This window comes from Lacticaseibacillus camelliae DSM 22697 = JCM 13995, assembly GCF_001436615.1.
Lineage (GTDB): Bacteria > Bacillota > Bacilli > Lactobacillales > Lactobacillaceae > Lacticaseibacillus > Lacticaseibacillus camelliae.
This window is the reverse complement of the sequence record NZ_AYZJ01000028.1, coordinates 15,848-33,576: the sequence shown is the minus strand read 5'-3', so window position 1 is coordinate 33,576 and position 17,729 is coordinate 15,848. Positions and strand designations below refer to the sequence as shown.

Sequence of the window (17,729 nt, the reverse complement as noted above, 5' to 3'; positions counted from 1 at the left end):
GGAGGCGGGAAGATGTTACGCAAATTAGCTCTCGGCGGGATTCGTTCCCGCTTTCGCGATTACGCGGTCCTGTTCTCCGGACTGGTGATCGGCAGCGCCGTGTTCTACATGTTTCTCAGCCTCGCGACCAACAAGGCGTTTCTGACCGCCAACACCATGGTGGGGATGACCTCGTTCATTTTTGGCTTTGGTGAGATTCTGCTCGTGATCATCACGACGGTGTACATCGTCTACGCCAACAGTTTTCTGATGAGCATGCGCCAGCGCGATTACGCCATGTTCATGATGCTGGGCGCCAAGAGTCGCAAAATTGCCCAGCTGATCTTCATTGAAACCGTGACGGTTGGCGTGCTGGCTGCCGTGGCCGGAATTCTGGTCGGCATGGGCCTGACCGGCGTGGCCGGGCACGTGCTGATGGCTCAGCTGCACGCGCCGGCAACGCACTTTTCGGTCGTTTGGCCACCGGCGATTCTGTGGACGTTTGTCTTTTTCCTACTCATGTTTGTGGTCGGGGCGCTGATCAATGCGCACAATCTGCTCAAAACGCCGCTGCTAGACCTCTTGCACGCGGCGACGACGCCGAACCGGCTCAAGACGAAGAAGTGGGTGCTTGGAGTTCAGGCGGTCTTGGCGGTGGTGCTGCTGGCGATTGGCTATTGGGCGATGAGTCAGCTGGCCAAGCTGGTACTGGCGGGCATTGCCATCGCACTCGTCGCGATTGTGCTGGGTTCGTACTTTCTGTTCAATTCTCTGCTGGTTTGGCTAATTGGACTGCTGAAAAAAAACAAGCGCTTTGCGGCCAAGGGACTGCACACCTTCACGCTGAGTCAGCTGAGCTTTCGCATTCGTGACTACACGCGGATCCTGGCAGTGGTATCAATCCTCTTTGCGCTGGCGCTTGGGGCCATTACCGTGGGGCTGGGATTCGAGCATGACATTCCGGACCTGGCTTCCAAGCAGAATGGCTACGATGCCGTGGTGGTGGATCCCAACGCGGCCACGCTGGCCAAGGCCAAGCGGCTGACCGGGGTCAAGGCACAGGTCAACTACCACCTCAAACAGGACAAAAAGCACATCTACTTTAATGCCGCCGAGCTGGATCAGCACCCACTGCTGTTTGCACAGTACGGTCGCGGCCCAGTGCAATACACCAAAGTTACCGGCGCGAACTTTGCCAAGGAGGCCGGTGATTACGAGAGTCAGTTTGATCAGTTTATGACCAAGCAAGTCGCAGGCAAGCAGCCTGCTGTCCTGAGCGCCTCGGCGTTTGCCAAGCTGGACAGTCCGGTCGCCACGGCACACACCTGGCGATTGGATGATTTCACGGCCAATTATGATCAGTTGGCGGCGCTGAACAAGGCGATTATTGCGCAGTACGGTAAGCAAAGCAGCGCCGTTTACGGCCAGAAATTTACTTATTACGACATGATCAACGGGGCCTTCTCGGGCATGGCGTTCATGGGCTTCTTCCTTGGCATTGCGTTCCTGGCGATGCTCGCGTCGACGCTGATGTTCAAGATCCTCAGCGGTGCGTCTTACGATCAAAGCCGGTACTTGATGCTGCAAAAGATTGGGGTGCGGCCAGGCCTGCTGCGCAAATCCGTGCGGCAGGAAATCGGGGCGCTGTTCTTGTTCCCCGGCCTGCTTGGTGTGATCCACGTGCTGTTTGGATTGAAGATGTTCGTTGGGCTGCTGCAGGAACCATACGCGCACCTGGCCCTGCCATTTGGACTGTTCATCTTACTGTACGCCATCTACTATATTCTGACGGTGTGGCTATATGAACGCATCGTCATCCAAAAAGATATCGCCACGGACTGAGGCAGCTTAGGGCTCGTTCGGACGGTCAGCTAGCTTTAGAAAGGCGACTGTTTAGCCGCCTTTTTTGATGGGGAGAAAGTGGCCAAAAGCCCCGTTCTGGTGCGGCCTGAGCCGAATGCTTGACATTGCCAGAGGCAAGCAGTATGCTAGCTCTCGTTTTCAAATTACGGCGGCTCGCATACGGCGAGTCAGGGGGGCTATCATGATTTCGCAAGACATGGCGTTCGCGCCAATTGATGATATTGGTGCGATCACATATCCAAGTTTGGCTGGGCTTTCCTGCCCGCACTGCGGGGCCGACCATTTTGTGCCGGTTCGCCTGGCGCACCGCAAGCTGCGGATGGATATGGTGATGGAAGACGATTCGGTGCAGCCAGTCGTCTTTAAACCCATCGAGGTGCAGTGCCTGGTTTGCGGCCGGCGGTTTGATGCCCAGCCGCACGACGCGAGCGCTGAAGAGCGGCTCACTGTGCCACACACCCTGACCATCACCCGCGAGAAGAATCGGCTAGGTGGGACGGTGTACGTGATGCTCAACGGCTTTGCCCAGTGCCTGCCGATCGAAAACGGCGAAACCTTGCAGCTTGAGATCAACACAAAGGATGTCTACATCTTTGTGGCCGGCAACACCAAGCGGTTTGACCGGCAAAACGCCTTCCACCTCAGTCTGACCGACTTGGCGCCAGACCCTGAGATCAGCTTCAAGTTCCATCCTCAATTTCTGTAATCAAGCGCGGCGGTTCTCGTGATGAGGACCGCTTTTTTCGTGGTGCAAAACCCCACAAAAAACCGGCCGTCACAATGACGACCGGTAATTGGGCCAGTTGGTTCCCCCAAACCAGCGGGGTTATTCGAACATCTTCTTGGTGGCCCGCAGCAGGGTGGGGATGTCCTTGTCGTACCGCGGCGTTTTGACCAAATGACTCATCGGGATGCCGGCGAAGTGGTAAGCGGCGATTTCTCCGGAACGGACGGCACTTTGTTCAGTGAAGACCATCTGGTACGGCTGCTCGGCGAACTCACCGGTGAACGCGAGGTTGGTTGAGTGGGCCGGAATAACCAGCGGCCGGTCAGCCTTGGCGCGGTTGTTGAATAACGCCGAGGCATACGGCATGTATACGGGAATGCAGTTAATTACCGAATCCATGATTGCCTGCTCGTGTTCTTTGATGTTGATTGGGCCTGGATCGACCATTGAGAGTTGGCCGAGCAGCTCCTTGAGCATTTCCTCACCGGTCATTTCGATGTACGGCTTCTGCACGAACTCGCCGGTGCGGCGCGGGTACAGGAAGTAGCCCCAAATGACGCTTTCGTTTGGCTTTTGCGTGGTGAAGTGCGGCTGGTGGTGCACCACAATGGACATGTTGACATCGGGCTGGCCGAGAGGCGTGATCGGCGCCGTGCTCAGAAATGAATTCAGGGCGTTGCCTGGGACCTGCGTGGTGATGCGCGTGATCTCGTTAAGCAGCAGGTGGTCATTGGTGGTCAGGGTGAAGCTGACCCACTCGGAGGCATCGCGGTCGGCGAAGAACTTATCCGGATTGCCCAAGTTGTAGAAGCGGCTTGCGGCCTTTTTCCAGAGGCTGGCGGCGATGCCGTAGTCCATGTTCTCGCGGGCCGGGGTGTGGTAGTCGCCAATGGTGGCCGAGTCAGTGATGGAGCCGTTGGTGAAAATCACCGCCGTGTCCTCATCAACATCGACATGTTCAACGTCGCCTGTGTTAGCATCAGTGACTTCAAGGCCGGTGACGGTGATCTCGTCCTGCATCTTGGAGTCCTTGAACGTCCAGTCAGAGACGATTTTGTCGAGCACAATGTTGACGCCTTGGCCCTGCAGGTACTTGATCAGCGGCATCATGATACTTTCGTACTGATTGTAGCGCGTGCGGTTGACGCCGACGAGGTGCTCGATCTGCGTGAACTCATACAGCATCATGTGCATGTAACGCCGCAGCTCCTGCGCGCTGCTCTGCGTGCGGAAGGCAAACGTGGTCTCCCACATGTACCAGAAGTTGGTGGTGAACATGTGTGGGTCGTCTTGGAAGTAGTCGGCAATGGTGACGTTGTCGAGCTGCTCCTCGTCCTTGTCCGGCATCATGACCAGCTTGGTCAGCAGCATCCGGTCCTGGTTGTTGAGGCCGAGGTGCGAGGCGTTGATGATGCCTTCACCGCGCCGCAACAGCCTGGCCTTGTCGAAGGTGCGGTGCTTGCTGTCAAAATCGCGCGTGTCTTCGGCTGCGGTCATGCCGGGTTCGGTGACGGACTGCACGCGGCTCAGCAGATCCATCAGATCCACATAGGTGCGGTAGTTCAGCATGCGGCCGCCGCGGGCGATATAGCCCTTGGTGTTGTCCAGCGGGTGCTCCTTGTTCCAGTATTCTGCGGCCTGGTCAGTGGCGGCGCTGCCGTCGTTGGAGCCGTGGTCGTCCAGACTGTAGAAGGTGATGGCGTCGCCGTTCCATTTGCCTTCTTGAATCAGGTACACCGCCGCGGCCATATTGGCCAGGCCGGCACCAATCATAACTGCTTTATGTTTGATCATGTGAAAACTTCCTTTCGTTTGAGCTGCGTCGGACAGGTGATTTTAGTGGGCCGGCTAGCCACGCTTGCGTTGCCTGCCCGAAGCGCGACTATCACCGGCGCTGCGATTCAAAAATCGCGTAATCTTTCGCATCGTCATGGAACCAGTCCAGCTTCTTCAAGGTGTATGCGGTCGCACCGGCAAGAACGCCGGCAACCAGGCCAAACAGTAGTGTTTTCTTTTTCATCAGATGGACCACCTTTCTGTTTACGCTTACAGTGTATGGGGAAAAGCAGCGCAAAAAAATAGGCAACCCGGGGGGATTGCCCAAAAATCTCAATGTAATGTATTCGCGTTGTGGATCGCGTTTTGGACCGCGCCGGTCAGCATGATGTCGCAGCGATGGACGATGGCCTGTTTGGGCTCCGCCAGCCCTTTCATGAGCCACTGAATGATTTGTGCCACAATGGCCAGCCCGTAAAAGTTGCAGATATCATCCGTCAGCGGTTTGGGCAGGTTGGAATCGGCGTCCACCACGACTCGGTGGACCAGGGATTCGGCGACGGTCGCGAGCAGCTGCTCCAGCAGATCGCGGCCGACCGAGTTGAACGAGGCCACACAGAAAGAACGGTTGTCGTCGATGTAATCCAGCAGCATGCGCAGCGCTTTTTGCCACTCGGTGATCTGCGCGTATTTTGCCATCTGGACAATGATTTCCTGCTCGTAGATCCAGGCCAACAGGGAATAAATATCCTCGAAGTGGTAGTAAAACGTGTTGCGCGTTACCCCGGCCTTCTTCGTCAGCGCACTGATCGTGATGTGCTCCAGCGCCGTAGTGGCCATCATCTCGCGCAGGGTGCGAGCAAGGCGGCGCTTGGTTGTGTCAGTGGCCATCTTAGACCAGCTTGAGCTCGTTGTAGCCGAGCACCTTGATGCCTTCGTCGGTGAGTGCAATGCGCGAGATGGAACCGTTGCGCGGCGAATCGGTGACCACCCAGCCGTCCGCTTTGCCAAATTTGTCGATGATGCTGCGGATGGTTGTCCCATGGGTGACCAGAAGGACATTGTCACCGTTTTGGTTCTGGTCGCGCAGCAGCTTGAAGCCTTTTTGCAGCCGGTTCCAGTAAGTCAGCGCGTCCTCGGCGTCGTGGAAGGGATCAGCCTCGTGCATAAAGTCCTTTGTCGCGTCGACGCCGAATTTCTCAATCAGTTCCTTGAAGGTGGGGACACCGTGAGGCATGCCGACCGCGTACCAGGTCTTAGGCGAGTCCTCGCCTTCGAAGTAACCGTAGAACTGCTCGCGAAACAGTGGGGTTTCGGTGAGTTCAACGTTGCTGTTGAAATTCTGGTCGAGGATGAAGCCGGCCGTGCGCCGAGCGCGCATGGTGTCGCTGCAGTAAGCGTGCGTGAACGTGACGTGGCGCAAGGCCGCGCCGGCACGCTTGCCATCCGCGATGCCTTTTTCCGTCAGTGGCGAGTCCGACCAGCCTTGCATCTTGTTGAATTTATTGAACCAGGTCTGGCCGTGCCGGACCAGGTAAACGGTAACTGTTTTCATGGCGCACCTCCGTCATATTTACCTCAAGTTTACCACAGCACAAGCTTCCGCCGAGGCCAAAAAGGGGGGGCGGCTGGCGGCCGTCCCTTGGATCGAACTATCTCTGCTGCTCGCCTTCGTAATACGCGGCACGCTTGGCGGCGTGGCGCTTAGCAATTTCTTCCTTCTGCTTGGCCGCCGCGGCTTCTTGGGCTTTTTTTTCGGCGTTCAGCGGTGCGGTCAGGTCGAAGAACCAGCTGGTGACCTGAGCGTCGGCGGGGCCGATCCAGGCCGGTCGCAGCAGAGTCTGGTCGTCGTTAAACTCGTCCACCACGCTTTCGACGATGACTACACAGTTTTTCAGGCTGGCCAGAGTCGCCGCGCGGCTGCTTTGGTCGTATGTGGCAGCGAGTTGATTTTGCTCATAGGATGCCAGCTTGGACCAGACATTCTTGAAGTTAACGCCTGGGTCAAAGTGGCCATCTTGTGCCAGCGTTTCCCGGTAGGCGTAAAGCTTGAGCACCTGCGGCCGCAGGTGGGCGTTGAACTGCTCATTGGCGTAAAGCAGGTTGTTGCGCGAAAGGCCCTTGATCACATTGCCGGCGATCCAGAAGATTTCATTGAGGGTCGCTTCGTAGTCCGCCTGCGTCGGCACCGTGAGAAAATGGCTGGATGCATCAGTGGCACGTGGGCTGACGCGGCCTTGACCCTGCCGCCAAATGATCGTGTTCAAGTGGTCGGCGGCCAGGTACGCGGCTTCGTCAGCTGCCGGCGCGATTTTCCAATCGATCCGACGCGTCCCTTGGTAGCGGGTCAGCCAGGATTCCCAAGCGCCAGTGCCAGGACCGAACAGGTGCGTGTCGTGCAGGTGCTGCACCAGCCGAGGCTCGCCCAGCGCCTTGACCCAGGCCTCGGCGTCCACTTGAGCAGGATCGCTGGCGAACAGCGTGACGTCCAAATCGGTCCACTTGTCAGGGGCCTGGGCCGGATCATTGCCGGACCCTTCTGTGCCGATGGCGACGATATTCGGGTCCTTTTCCGCGCGGTCAATAATTGTATCGATGTCTGCCATATTGTGCCTCCGTTAAACTTTGCCATCATTATAGCGCTTTGCTGCGACGAAAAAAGCCAGCCGCAAAGGGCTGGCAATATGACTTAGTCGTTAAAGTTGCCGGATTCGACATCCTTGATGAACTGCTTCAGGTGCGCGAAGTAAACCGGCGCGTTGTCTATCATGTGGTGATGGCCGCCATCCGGCGTGGTGACAAGGCGCGCGTGCGGAATGTCTTCAGCCATGCGCTGAGCCGAGCGAAGCGGCATGGTTTCGTGCTCGCCGAAGGTCAACAGAGTTGGCACCTTAATGTTGTGGATCTGGTCGCGAATGTCCCAGTCCTTCAGCTTGCCGGTAACCACGAATTCGTTGTCGCCTTGGAAGGCGTTGTACACTGGGGTGCCAGTGGTGTCAATCAAGTGCGAAATGGCAGGCGGCTGCTTGCGGTCAACGTAGCTGCGGTTCAAGACGTCGACGTACTTCTGGTACTGGGCATCCTTCCAGTTGCCTTCCGCTTCGATCTTCTTCATGTACTTGACGGCCTTGGGCGGTAGGCACTCTTCGCGCACATAGTTGACGTGCTCGACGTATTCATCGATGTTGTCGATCATGGACGAAATGATGGCGCCCTTGAGGTGCTCGCCGTACTTCAGCGCATATAGCTGGGTCAAGGCGCCGCCCCAACTCTGGCCGATCAGGTAAAAATGATCCAGGCCAAGCTTTTGGCGCACTTCCTCGACTTCGCCCAGGAAGTAGTCGGTCGTGAGGTACTTTTTCGCGATTTCCGGATCCGAGTAGTCCGGTTGATCGGAGTACCAGCTGCCAAGCTGGTCGTACATGTGAACCTGAACGCCGAGGTCCTTGAGTTCCTCGCCAAAATTTTCCCAGTATTCATGGTTGCCACCAGGGCCGCCGTGCAGGCAGAGCAGGTGAATGTCGCCTTCACCCTGAGTGTTGGTCCAAAGGTGGTAGCCGTTATCAAGCGTAATAATCGTGGTTCCTTGCTTCATCGTGGTCACCGCATTTCCTTAGATTAATCTCATTCTATCACTTTCGGCCAGCGCATGGTGGCTGGTCAACAAGCGTTTTGACGCCAAGTCAGGCTAGTTGACCTTTTCGAATTCGGCCCGCATCTGGCCGATTTGCGCCTTGTCGCCGGAGAAAATAATGTGATCGCCCAGATGCAGCTGGGTGTCGCCGTGCGGGGCGATAAAGTGGTCCCCGCGGAAGATCTGGCTGATGGTGATGTCGTTGACGTATGGCAGGTTCTTGACCTCCAAGCCGGCAAAGCGCCGGTTGTTGACAACAATTTCGAAAATCCCGGCCGTGGTATCCTGCAGGATCTTCAGGGTCGATGGGGTTTCAATCAGGCTGCGCAGCATCGCGATGTTGGTCTCAAACGTGTTGTAGACTTCGACGCCTTGGGCCGCGAGTTCGTCATAGCGCGCATCGGTGGCGTTTTTGGCGTCAAAACGGGCGATGATACGTGGGACCTTGGCGGCCAGCGCGAGTTCCGCGACCGCAAAATTTTTGTCCTCATCAAAATGCGCGAGAACGATGATATCGGCGTCAAACACCTCAGCAGCTTGCAGTGTCGGTGCGGTCACGTCGCTCAACAGCGTGACCGGCGCCTCGGAGTTATAAGTCTTGAACTTGACGGGGTCATCTGTGTAAAGCTGCACGTCATACAAGCCTTTGGAGAGCTGCTGAACGATTGGCACCGTCATGAGATTAGCACCGATGATGTGGACACGCGTCTTTTTGATGTCATCTTTTTCCGCAACGTAGAAGGTATTAAACAGGATCGGACTGACGATACAGGTGATGACAGCGGCCAGCGTGAAAGCGGCGCTTTGGGTACTGCTGATGATGCCGAGGCTTTTGCCCACCGACAGTGCCGGAATGACCAACGTGATCGTGGTCGAGGTCAGAAGTGTGCCGGCAAGCGCGTTGTGCTTGCGAAAACGGGTCAATAGCAGCGGCAGGAGCAGCGCCTTGGCGGCGAAAAAGCCGACCAGCAGCACTGGGATCAGCGCCAGGCTTGCAGGGTCTTTGAACATCGCGCGCAGGTTCATGTTGGCGCCGGTCATGATGAAGAAAATGGGGATGAAGAAGCCGTAGCCGATGCTGGTCAGTTTGTCTTCGGTTTCCTCGCGCGGCCGCAGCAGCTTCATGACCATGCCGGCGAGAAAGGCGCCCAGGATGTTCTCGGCGCCGACGGACTCGGCGATGGTGACCAGTGTCACGATCAGAAAAAAGGCGAGGCGAATGTCCAGCTGCGTGGTGCTTTTATCAATTTCCGCAAACCATTGGTAAGGCTTGCGGAACCGCAGCAGCAGGAAGATGGCCGCCAAGAAAATTAGCAGGAGCAGCCAGACGCTGCGCGAAGACGTTCCGTTGATGTTCTGGTAAACCGTCAGGGCAATCAGCGGCAGGACTTCGCCCAGCGCCGCCAGCAGTAACATGGTTTGGCCAAAGGGCTTGCTCAGGAGCTCCTTTTCCTTCAGTGCGGCGATGACGACGCCTAGCGCGACGGTGGCAAAGATAATGGCCGCGAACACGATGTGCGAATATAGGCCAATCAGGTCGAGCACCCAGGCGACAAGCAGCGCCATGACGACAATGCTGCCGTAACTCAAAAAGGCGAGCGGTGCGACGCCGATTTTACCGTCGCGGTGCTTTTGGGGTTTGAACAGCGAAAAATCGATCTCCATCCCGGATAGGAAAATCAGGACAATGACGCCTAGGGTGCGCAGCTCTTCAAGCACGTCATTGCTGATGACCCAGCCCAGCAGGCTCTTGCCCAAAATGATGCCGACGATGATTTCGGCGACCGCGGTGGGAAGACTGTGAATGTTGAACTTGGCCATCAGAAGCGGTGTGAGCAGCGCCGCAAACAGGACGACGAGTAATGAAATACTTTGCATGGCGGACCTCCAGCAACCCGAATTTGTGACCATTTTACCGCAAGTGAGGGGCGTTTGCGTCCCGCCTACCAGCCGGGCTTCGGTTAATTAAAAAAATTATGTGAAAGCGGTTGACGTTTCATGAGCGAGGCCTTAGACTCGCAGTAACAAAATAATTCGTCCTAAACCGTTGAAGTGGAGATCAAGATTGTCGTGCACGCACAGAGAGCGACCGCAGCTGAGAGTGTCGTCGAACGCAGGCAGTTAAATGGACCACTGAGGGACAGACCAAAAGCCAGAGCGTAGGTGCCGCAATTCCGTTGCGGCACCGGGGCTTGAAGGCAAGTCAGTCTGTACGTGAGGTATACGTCAGTTACCGGAAGGGTGTTGGCCCTTCGTCAAGGGGCGCGCTGTTTGTGCAGCGCGCAATTAAGGTGGCACCGCGGAGTCAATCCGTCCTTAATCAGTCATGTCGGCTGGTTTGGGGCGGATTTTTTTGTTGGCAAATATTTTCCAACAAAAAAGGAGAGATTCACATGGCACAACAAGACATACATTTTGGGCAGTACGGCGGTCAGTTCGTCCCTGAGGCGCTGATGCCGGAGCTGCTGAAGCTGAACGAGGCGTTTCAGGCCTGCAAAACGGATGAGAACTTCCAAAAGGAGTTTCACCGGCTGCTGAACGATTACGCCGGTCGGCCCAGCCTGCTGTATTATGCGCGGCGCATGACTGAAGACATCGGTGGGGCCAAGATTTACCTGAAGCGCGAGGACTTAAACCACACCGGCGCCCACAAGATCAATAACGTCATCGGGCAGGCCCTTTTGGCCAAACAACTGGGCAAGACGCGGCTGATTGCTGAAACTGGCGCGGGCCAGCACGGCGTGGCCACGGCCACCATTGCTGCCCTGTTCGGCATGAAGTGTGAGATTTTCATGGGCAAAGAAGATACCGAGCGACAAAAGCTGAACGTGTTTCGGATGGAGCTGCTCGGCGCCAAAGTGGTGCCTGTCACTGATGGTCAAGGCCTGCTGAAGGATGCCGTCAACGCCGCGCTGGCTGACTGGTCGCAGCACACCCAGGACACCTTCTACGTGATTGGCTCGGCGGTTGGCCCGGCGCCATACCCGGCCATGGTCCACGAATTTCAAAGCGTGATCTCGACCGAGTCCAAAGAGCAGATTCTTAAGGCGGAAGGCCGCCTGCCAGATGCCATTGTGGCCTGCTGCGGCGGGGGGTCCAATGCAATCGGCAGTTTTGCCGCCTATCTGGACGACCCCGAGGTCAAGCTGTACGGCGCCGAGGCCAGCGGCCAGGGCCTGGCTTCCGGTAAAACCGCCGCCACGCTGGAGCTCGGTTCCGACGGGATCTTCCACGGCATGGCTTCCAAGTTCCTGCAGGATAAGGACGGTCAAATCGCGAAGGTCTACTCGATCTCAGCTGGCCTTGACTATCCGGGCATCGGGCCTGAGCACGCTGCGCTGCAGGCGAGCGGTCGCGCCACTTACGTTGGCATTACCGACGAGGAGGCGGTGCAGGCGTTTGAGTACATCGCGCAAAAGGAAGGTATTATCGCGGCCATCGAAAGCTCACACGCAGTGGCTTACACTCGTAAGCTGGCTAAGACCATGAGCCCAGACCAAATCATTATTTGCACGTTGTCGGGCCGCGGCGACAAAGACGTTGCCCAGGTCGCAGATTATCGGGGGGTCAATCTCAATGACTAACATGACAGAAATTTTCAAGCAAAAAGCAGTGATCCCGTTTCAAGTCATCGGTGATCCTGACGTGAAAACCACCGTCGCGAATGTCGTCGCTGAAGCGGCAGCCGGGGCACCACTGATCGAATTGGCGCTGCCGTTTTCCGACCCGGTCGCAGATGGGCCAGCAGTCAAGGCTGCCAATTTGCGCGCCCTAGATGGTGGAATCAGCATCCCCGAAGCGTTTGACGCCATTGCTGCGATTCGGGCGCAAACGGCTGTTCCAATCGTGCTGGTGACCTATACCAACATTGCCTTTGTGTATGGGTTTGAGGCCTTTGCCAACAAGGCAGCGGGGCTCAACGTTGCCGGGGTGATTGTACCCGACATGCCGCACGAAGAGGCACACCTGTTTGCGCCGTTTCTCGCCAAGGCGGGGGTCGACTTCATCACAATCGTCGGCCCGGCCAGTCCGGACCGCACTGCCACCGTGGTCGAGCCGGCCGTTGGCTTTTTGACCCTGTTTCCTGCACTGCCTGAACCACTGCTGGGCCAAGAACTGGGGGCGGTCCACGCGGCGTCTGCCCTGCCCATTGTGATCAATACCGCTAGTGATGATCCGGATACCATCAAGACCCTGGCGCAAAAGGTCGCCGGGGTGCAGCTGACAGAGGCGTTCGTTGGCTTGACCGAGCCGGCCGAGGTGACGGCACGCACCATTAAGTATTTGAACGCTGTCAAGTAGGCAGCGCTGATCCAGCCATGACCGCCTCTAACACTAGACGTTCATCTTCACCAATCATCAAATAAGGAAGTCGACGCGTCAGTCGGCTTCCTTTTTTATTGGCGTTAACTCAGTAAAAATCTGGGCTTGGGGGCCAGGGGGGTGAGGGGCTGTTTTCATTGCAGTGGCGCCGTGCGAGTGGTATGATTGTTCAACGATTATTTTACCTTAAGGGGGCCCTTGCGTGGCAGATCAGAAACAGCTCGAACAGGCGCATCTTGATCACACAATGAAGGAATTGGCAGCGGCGGACACCAGGCTGAGTGCGGAGGTTGCACGGACAAAGGCCGAGGAAACCAACCTGAACAAGAACTTCTTTGCCGATACCAAGATCAACCTGACGAACGATGCCGAGACCATCGAAACTGCGGCCAGCATTCAACAGCAGCAGCAGATGCTCGATGAACGCAGCAATGCCTGGAAGCAGTCGACCCTGCAGCTGGCGACAGTGCGGCGGCTCAAGAAGAGCCCGTACTTTGCGCGAATCGATTTTCAAGAGGGCCAGGAGAAGCCCGAGACCATATACATCGGCCTGGGCTCCTTCACGAACGCCGCGGGTAAGTTTGAAATTTACGACTGGCGCGCGCCGATTTCATCTATCTATTACGATGGTGGGTTGGGTCACGTTACTTACCAGACGCCGGACGGGCCGCAAACCGTGGACGTTTCCTTGAAGCGCCAGTTCGTGATCGCGGATGGCAAGATCCAAACCATGTTTGACACCACGGAAACCATCGGCGACCAGATGCTGCTGGAGGTCCTGAACGAAAAGTCGGACACCCAGATGAAGAGCATTGTCACCACCATTCAGCGCGAGCAGAACCAGATCATCCGCGACACCACGGCAGATCTGCTGTTCGTGCAAGGGGCGGCCGGTTCTGGGAAAACATCCGCAGTATTGCAGCGTGTGGCTTACCTGCTGTACCGGTATCGTGGCAACCTGTCATCCAGCCAAGTGATAATGTTTTCGCCGAACCAGTTGTTCTCCGACTACATCGGCAATGTGCTGCCGGAGCTGGGTGAGCAGAACATGGTACAGTTCACGTTTTATCAGTACGTGACGCGCCGTGTGCCGAACATTGAGGTCCAGGACCTGTTTTCGCAGTTTGAGGCGAAGCTGACGCCGAGCCAGAAGAAAATTGAGACGCTCAAGGCGAGCCTGGCCTTTTTTCAGGCGACCAGCAAGTACACGGCGTCCCTTGAACAATCTGGTATGCGTTTCCGCGACATCCGGTTCCGCGACAAGGTCTTCATTTCCCGTAAGCGGATCGAGGACATTTTCTATTCCTACAACGAAAACTACCACTTGGGTAACCGACTGGACGCGACTAAAAACCGGCTGATTTCCATGCTGAACCGCAAAGTCAAAAGTGAAATGAAGGCGGACTGGGTCCAAGACACGGTCCAGAACCTGTCGCAGGAACAGCTGCGCGACCTGCAGCAAGACGGCCCGCAGGAGTTCAAGGACAGCGACGCCGAGTACAGCTTCTTCGCGCGCAAAATCGTCATTCAGGCCTTTGGCGAGATTCAGCAGGCCATTGTGCGCAACCACTTTCTGAATGTGCGCGGCCAGTACGTGAACTTCCTGCGTGAGCTGCCACACTACCTGGACCTCAGTCAGTTTGACCTGACCGAAAGCGAATGGGCGGCCGAGGTCGACCACTTCGTCACCGAGTTCAAGGCGCGACGGCTGGCAATCGCAGACGCCACCCCATACATCTACTTGTACGATTTGATGACCGGCCGGCACGGCGAGCGGGAGATGCGCTATGTCTTCATCGACGAGATCCAGGACTACACACCGTATCAGCTGGCGTACCTGCAGCGGAGCTTCCCGAAGGCCAAGTTCACGCTACTCGGTGATTTGAACCAGGCCATTTTCACCAAGGAGAACTCGCACTCGCTGATCGCCGACGTGTCCAAGCTGTTCGACCCGGAGAAAACGCGCGTGGTCCAGCTGACCCGCTCGTACCGTTCGACCAAGCAGGTCACCGAGTTCACCAAGGCCATTTTGAAGTCTGGTCAGAAAATCGAAGCCTTCGATCGTCAGGGACCGTTGCCCGTGGTGTACGTGCGCCAGGACGAGGCGGCGCTGATCAACGCGTTGCAGGACCAGATCAAGATCGATAACGCCGCCAAGCAGACGACGGCCATCATCGCCAAGACCCTTGAAGAGGCCGAAAAGCTGCATCATACGTTGCTCGACCAAGGGGTCCAAACGACCTTGATCCGTTCCGAAAATCAGCGGCTTGCCGCCGGTGTCATCATTGTCCCGTCATACTTGGCCAAAGGGCTCGAGTTTGATGCGGTCGTGCTGTGGCAGGCGAATGCGGCGATGTTCCACCACGAAGACGAGCGGGAGCTGCTGTACACGATCGCCAGCCGCGCGATGCACCGCCTGACGATTTTTGCCAGTCCGGCATTGTCACCACTGCTTGCCGACGTGCCGATGGATCTTTACGAAACGAAGTGATCCTGCATGAAAATGTCTGAAACGATTTCTACCACGACCCACCGGATCTTTGAGGGCCAGATGAACGAGCACGGCAGTCTCTTTGGCGGTCAAACGCTGGAGTGGCTGGACGAAACTGCCAGCATCTCCGCGCACCGCTTTGCGCGCAGCCACATGGTCACGGGCTCGCTGGACCGGATGGTGTACGTGAGCCCTGTGCAGATTGGTCACGCGTTGACCTACGAAAGTTTTGTCACCGGGTATGGTCACCGGTCGATCGAAGTGTTCACGCGCATGGTGGGTGAGGACTTGGACACTGGCGAGCAGTACCTGGCCGCGTGGAGCCTGATGACTTTTGTCGTGGAAAAAGGGAGCCAGCTGCCGACCCTTGAGGCGGATACGCCGCTGGGGCAGCAGCTTCAGGCGGGTTACGCAGCGCGGACCGCTGCCAATAAAGCCGCCCGAGCGGCGATGCCCGAGATCCCGATTGACTAATTTTGATGGCACCAACAACGGTTTTGGCCATAGCAACGTGTTCCTCATTTTGAGGGCACGTTTTTTGTTTTCGTTGGCTTCAATACGACACGATGACACGTTCACAACCCATTTTGACGGATGAGAACGGGTGTGCTAAGACGTATGTGAGCGCTATCACAACCTTTAAAAGCGCAATTTAAAGTCAGGGGGATTTTCGCTATGATATTAGTCACAGGTGCTGCGGGCAATGCCGGTTCCGTAATGGTTAAGGGACTAGTTGACCGCGGGTTTGATGTTGTTGCAACAGATATTAATCCTAAGGTGAAGGACTTGCCAGGAATCAAGAAGGCCATGGTCGGCGATCTCGGCGATTTGGCTTTCCAAAAGGAGTTGATCGCTAACGCGGACCAAATCGTCTACATTCCACCCATTTACAATGCGCAGGATGATCAGGTCGCAAACTCATTCATTGATTTGGCAGCGAAGGCGAAAGTCAAACAGTTCGTGCTGATTTCCGTGATTCACTCGATTTTGAGCACACTGCTTCAGCACACGACTAAGCGGAAGATCGAGGAGCACCTACTGTACACGGCGATGAGCACCGGCATGCCATACACGATTCTCAAGCCGACGCACTACATGTACAATTTCCCGCCGCAACTGGTCATGAAGACGAACGAGTACGACATGTTTTTCCCAGTTGACAAGAAGCTGGTGGCTTGGGTCGATCCGGCTGATGTCGCGGAAGTGCTGGCCAAGGTGGTTGGCGATCCCGAGAAGTACAACAAGGCCGACTACGAACTGGTTGGCACCGGGCTGATCTCCAACCAGGAGTGCGTTGACATGTTCAACGAGGTCACTGGCAAGGACGCCAAGGCCGTTTACGTCCCAATCGAAAAGTTCCTCGATATGATGCACATTAACGACATCGTTTCACGTAATGGCCTGACTCACCTGGCCGACACCTACACGAACTGGGGCCTGGATGGCAATACCAGCGTGCTGGAGTGGCTGCTCGGCCGCAAGCCGACGACCTTCAAGCAGTACTTGAAGCGGGAATTAGATCTGTAAGGTTACTACTCGCTAAAGCGGTCTTTTTCAAAGGCCGCGGGTTAAATCACTAGCCAACTCGTTGGCTAATCATCAAAAGCTTCGGAATGTGGGAATGACCACAGGCCGAGGCTTTTTTATTGGGTGAATACACTCTTTATTCTGCGGCAGAGACTGATGCTTAACCACAAGGTGAGCGGGTGTTGATTAAGCCTTAGAACGCTGATAAATTTTCATTCCTGTTAGGTTAGCTGACAAGAGGCCTTGAGCTGATCCAGCATATCGTTTAAGATGCACAGGGAGAATGCATGACGAGAAAACAGGAGGGTGTCGAATTGGCTGTGGATATCGACTGGAATGGTCTAGGCTTTAACTACATGGAATTGCCTTACCGCTACGAGGCGCACTATCAAGATGGCGCGTGGGATCAGGGCGGCCTGGTGCAGGGTAATGAGCTGACACTGAACGTGGGTAGCCCGGCGCTGCATTACGGCCAGTCCGCTTTTGAAGGAATGAAGGCCTACCGCACCAAAAGCGGGGAGATTCAGCTGTTTCGGCCGGACCTAAACGCGCAGCGGCTCCACGATTCTGCCGAAAAGCTGCTGATGCCGCCGCTGAGTCAGACGCAATTCCTGGATGCTGCCAAGCAAGTCGTCGCTGCCAATGCGGATTACGTGCCGCCGTACGGCACCGGCGCCACGCTGTACCTGCGGCCACTGCTGCTTGGGGTGGGCCCAAACATCGGGGTCGCGCCGGCCAAGGAGTACTTATTCACGATCTTCGCCATGCCGGTGGGCGCTTACTACAAGGGCGGGATGGTCCCAACTAAGTTTATGGTCGCCAACCACGCCGATCGCGCTGCCCATTACGGCACCGGCCAAAGCAAGGTCGGCGGCAACTATGCCGCTAGCTTGCAGGCGGGCAAGTACGCGCACGAACACGGCTACGGTGATGCCATTTACCTCGACCCAATCGAACACAAGTACATCGAAGAGGTCGGAAGTGCCAATTTCTTTGGCATTACCAAGGATGAGAAGAAGTTTCTGACCCCGAAGTCGCCGTCGATTTTGCCAAGTATCACACGGCGGTCACTGCTGGCGCTGGCGCGTGATCGGTTCGGGCTCGATGCCGAGGAGACGCGCATTTCCATTGACAGCTTGGATCAATTCGGCGAGGCCGGGGCGTGCGGAACGGCCGCGGTGATCACCCCGATTGCCAGCATCACCTACAACGGTCAAGTTCACCAGTTCGGCGATGGTGGCATCGGGCCAATGACCCACAAGCTTTACGATGAATTGACCGGGATTCAGTTCGGCGACCGAGAAGCGCCGGCCGGCTGGACCGTGCCGGTTTCGCTGGATTAGCAGTGAAAAAAGACGCACCAACGCCGCAGCAACGTTAACGCTGCCAAGCGTGATGCGTCTTTTTGA

15 protein-coding genes are annotated in these 17,729 nt (G+C 56.4%); 8 read left to right on the top strand and 7 right to left on the bottom strand.

Features of this window, described 5'->3' with window-relative positions; translation table 11 throughout:
- The first annotated feature begins 12 nt into the window (after window positions 1-12).
- Together FC75_RS05545 and FC75_RS05540 are read left to right on the top strand one after the other, a co-directional pair.
- On the top strand, window positions 13-1,821 hold the full coding sequence (locus FC75_RS05545) for an FtsX-like permease family protein (RefSeq protein WP_054661588.1): 1,809 nt from the start codon (window positions 13-15) through the stop codon (window positions 1,819-1,821).
- A 202-nt stretch (window positions 1,822-2,023) separates the two neighbouring features.
- Window positions 2,024-2,548 (top strand): hypothetical protein, encoded by a 525-nt coding sequence (locus FC75_RS05540; RefSeq protein WP_054661585.1) that lies wholly within the window; start codon window positions 2,024-2,026, stop codon window positions 2,546-2,548.
- A 120-nt stretch (window positions 2,549-2,668) separates the two neighbouring features.
- Here FC75_RS05540 and FC75_RS05535 read toward each other — a convergent pair whose 3' ends face one another.
- The 7 genes from FC75_RS05535 to FC75_RS05510 all read right to left on the bottom strand — a co-directional run bounded on the left by FC75_RS05535 (window position 2,669) and on the right by FC75_RS05510 (window position 9,857).
- Window positions 2,669-4,399, bottom strand: a complete 1,731-nt coding sequence (locus FC75_RS05535; RefSeq protein WP_225350620.1) for an oleate hydratase — start codon at window positions 4,397-4,399, stop codon at window positions 2,669-2,671.
- A 55-nt stretch (window positions 4,400-4,454) separates the two neighbouring features.
- A complete protein-coding gene (locus tag FC75_RS13125; protein WP_263849526.1) occupies window positions 4,455-4,589 on the bottom strand; it encodes a hypothetical protein in 135 nt (44 codons plus the stop codon).
- A gap of 89 nt (window positions 4,590-4,678) precedes the next feature.
- Window positions 4,679-5,236 (bottom strand): TetR/AcrR family transcriptional regulator C-terminal domain-containing protein, encoded by a 558-nt coding sequence (locus tag FC75_RS05530; protein WP_056989348.1) that lies wholly within the window; start codon window positions 5,234-5,236, stop codon window positions 4,679-4,681.
- 1 nt (window position 5,237) lies between these two features.
- Window positions 5,238-5,900 carry a histidine phosphatase family protein gene (locus tag FC75_RS05525; RefSeq protein ID WP_054661577.1) on the bottom strand — a complete coding sequence of 221 codons (663 nt, stop codon included), beginning with the start codon at window positions 5,898-5,900 and terminating at the stop codon, window positions 5,238-5,240.
- Between the two features lie 97 nt (window positions 5,901-5,997).
- Window positions 5,998-6,951, bottom strand: a complete 954-nt coding sequence (locus tag FC75_RS12450; protein ID WP_082623115.1) for an aminoglycoside 6-adenylyltransferase — start codon at window positions 6,949-6,951, stop codon at window positions 5,998-6,000.
- Window positions 6,952-7,034: 83 nt separating this feature from the next.
- Window positions 7,035-7,940 (bottom strand): proline-specific peptidase family protein, encoded by a 906-nt coding sequence (locus tag FC75_RS05515; protein WP_054661571.1) that lies wholly within the window; start codon window positions 7,938-7,940, stop codon window positions 7,035-7,037.
- A gap of 93 nt (window positions 7,941-8,033) precedes the next feature.
- On the bottom strand, window positions 8,034-9,857 hold the full coding sequence (locus FC75_RS05510; protein WP_056989347.1) for a monovalent cation:proton antiporter family protein: 1,824 nt from the start codon (window positions 9,855-9,857) through the stop codon (window positions 8,034-8,036).
- A 515-nt stretch (window positions 9,858-10,372) separates the two neighbouring features.
- Here FC75_RS05510 and trpB point away from each other — a divergent pair.
- The 6 genes from trpB (at window position 10,373) to FC75_RS05480 (ending at window position 17,663) form a co-directional block, all read left to right on the top strand.
- Window positions 10,373-11,563, top strand: a complete 1,191-nt coding sequence (gene trpB, locus FC75_RS05505; RefSeq protein WP_056989346.1) for a tryptophan synthase subunit beta — start codon at window positions 10,373-10,375, stop codon at window positions 11,561-11,563.
- Entirely contained in the window at window positions 11,556-12,281 is a 726-nt protein-coding gene (trpA, locus tag FC75_RS05500; protein WP_054661565.1) for a tryptophan synthase subunit alpha, read from the top strand. Before trpB ends, trpA begins: the two co-directional genes overlap by 8 nt.
- A 223-nt stretch (window positions 12,282-12,504) precedes the next feature.
- Window positions 12,505-14,793 carry an RNA polymerase recycling motor HelD gene (gene helD, locus FC75_RS05495; RefSeq protein WP_054661562.1) on the top strand — a complete coding sequence of 763 codons (2,289 nt, stop codon included), beginning with the start codon at window positions 12,505-12,507 and terminating at the stop codon, window positions 14,791-14,793.
- Window positions 14,794-14,799: 6 nt separating this feature from the next.
- Window positions 14,800-15,267 carry an acyl-CoA thioesterase gene (locus FC75_RS05490; RefSeq protein WP_054661559.1) on the top strand — a complete coding sequence of 156 codons (468 nt, stop codon included), beginning with the start codon at window positions 14,800-14,802 and terminating at the stop codon, window positions 15,265-15,267.
- 201 nt (window positions 15,268-15,468) lie between these two features.
- Window positions 15,469-16,320, top strand: a complete 852-nt coding sequence (locus FC75_RS05485; RefSeq protein ID WP_054661556.1) for an SDR family oxidoreductase — start codon at window positions 15,469-15,471, stop codon at window positions 16,318-16,320.
- Between the two features lie 314 nt (window positions 16,321-16,634).
- The gene (locus FC75_RS05480) at window positions 16,635-17,663 is read left to right on the top strand and encodes a branched-chain amino acid aminotransferase (protein ID WP_082397651.1); all 1,029 of its coding nucleotides are present in this window, start codon (window positions 16,635-16,637) and stop codon (window positions 17,661-17,663) included.
- The last annotated feature ends 66 nt before the right edge of the window (window positions 17,664-17,729 follow it).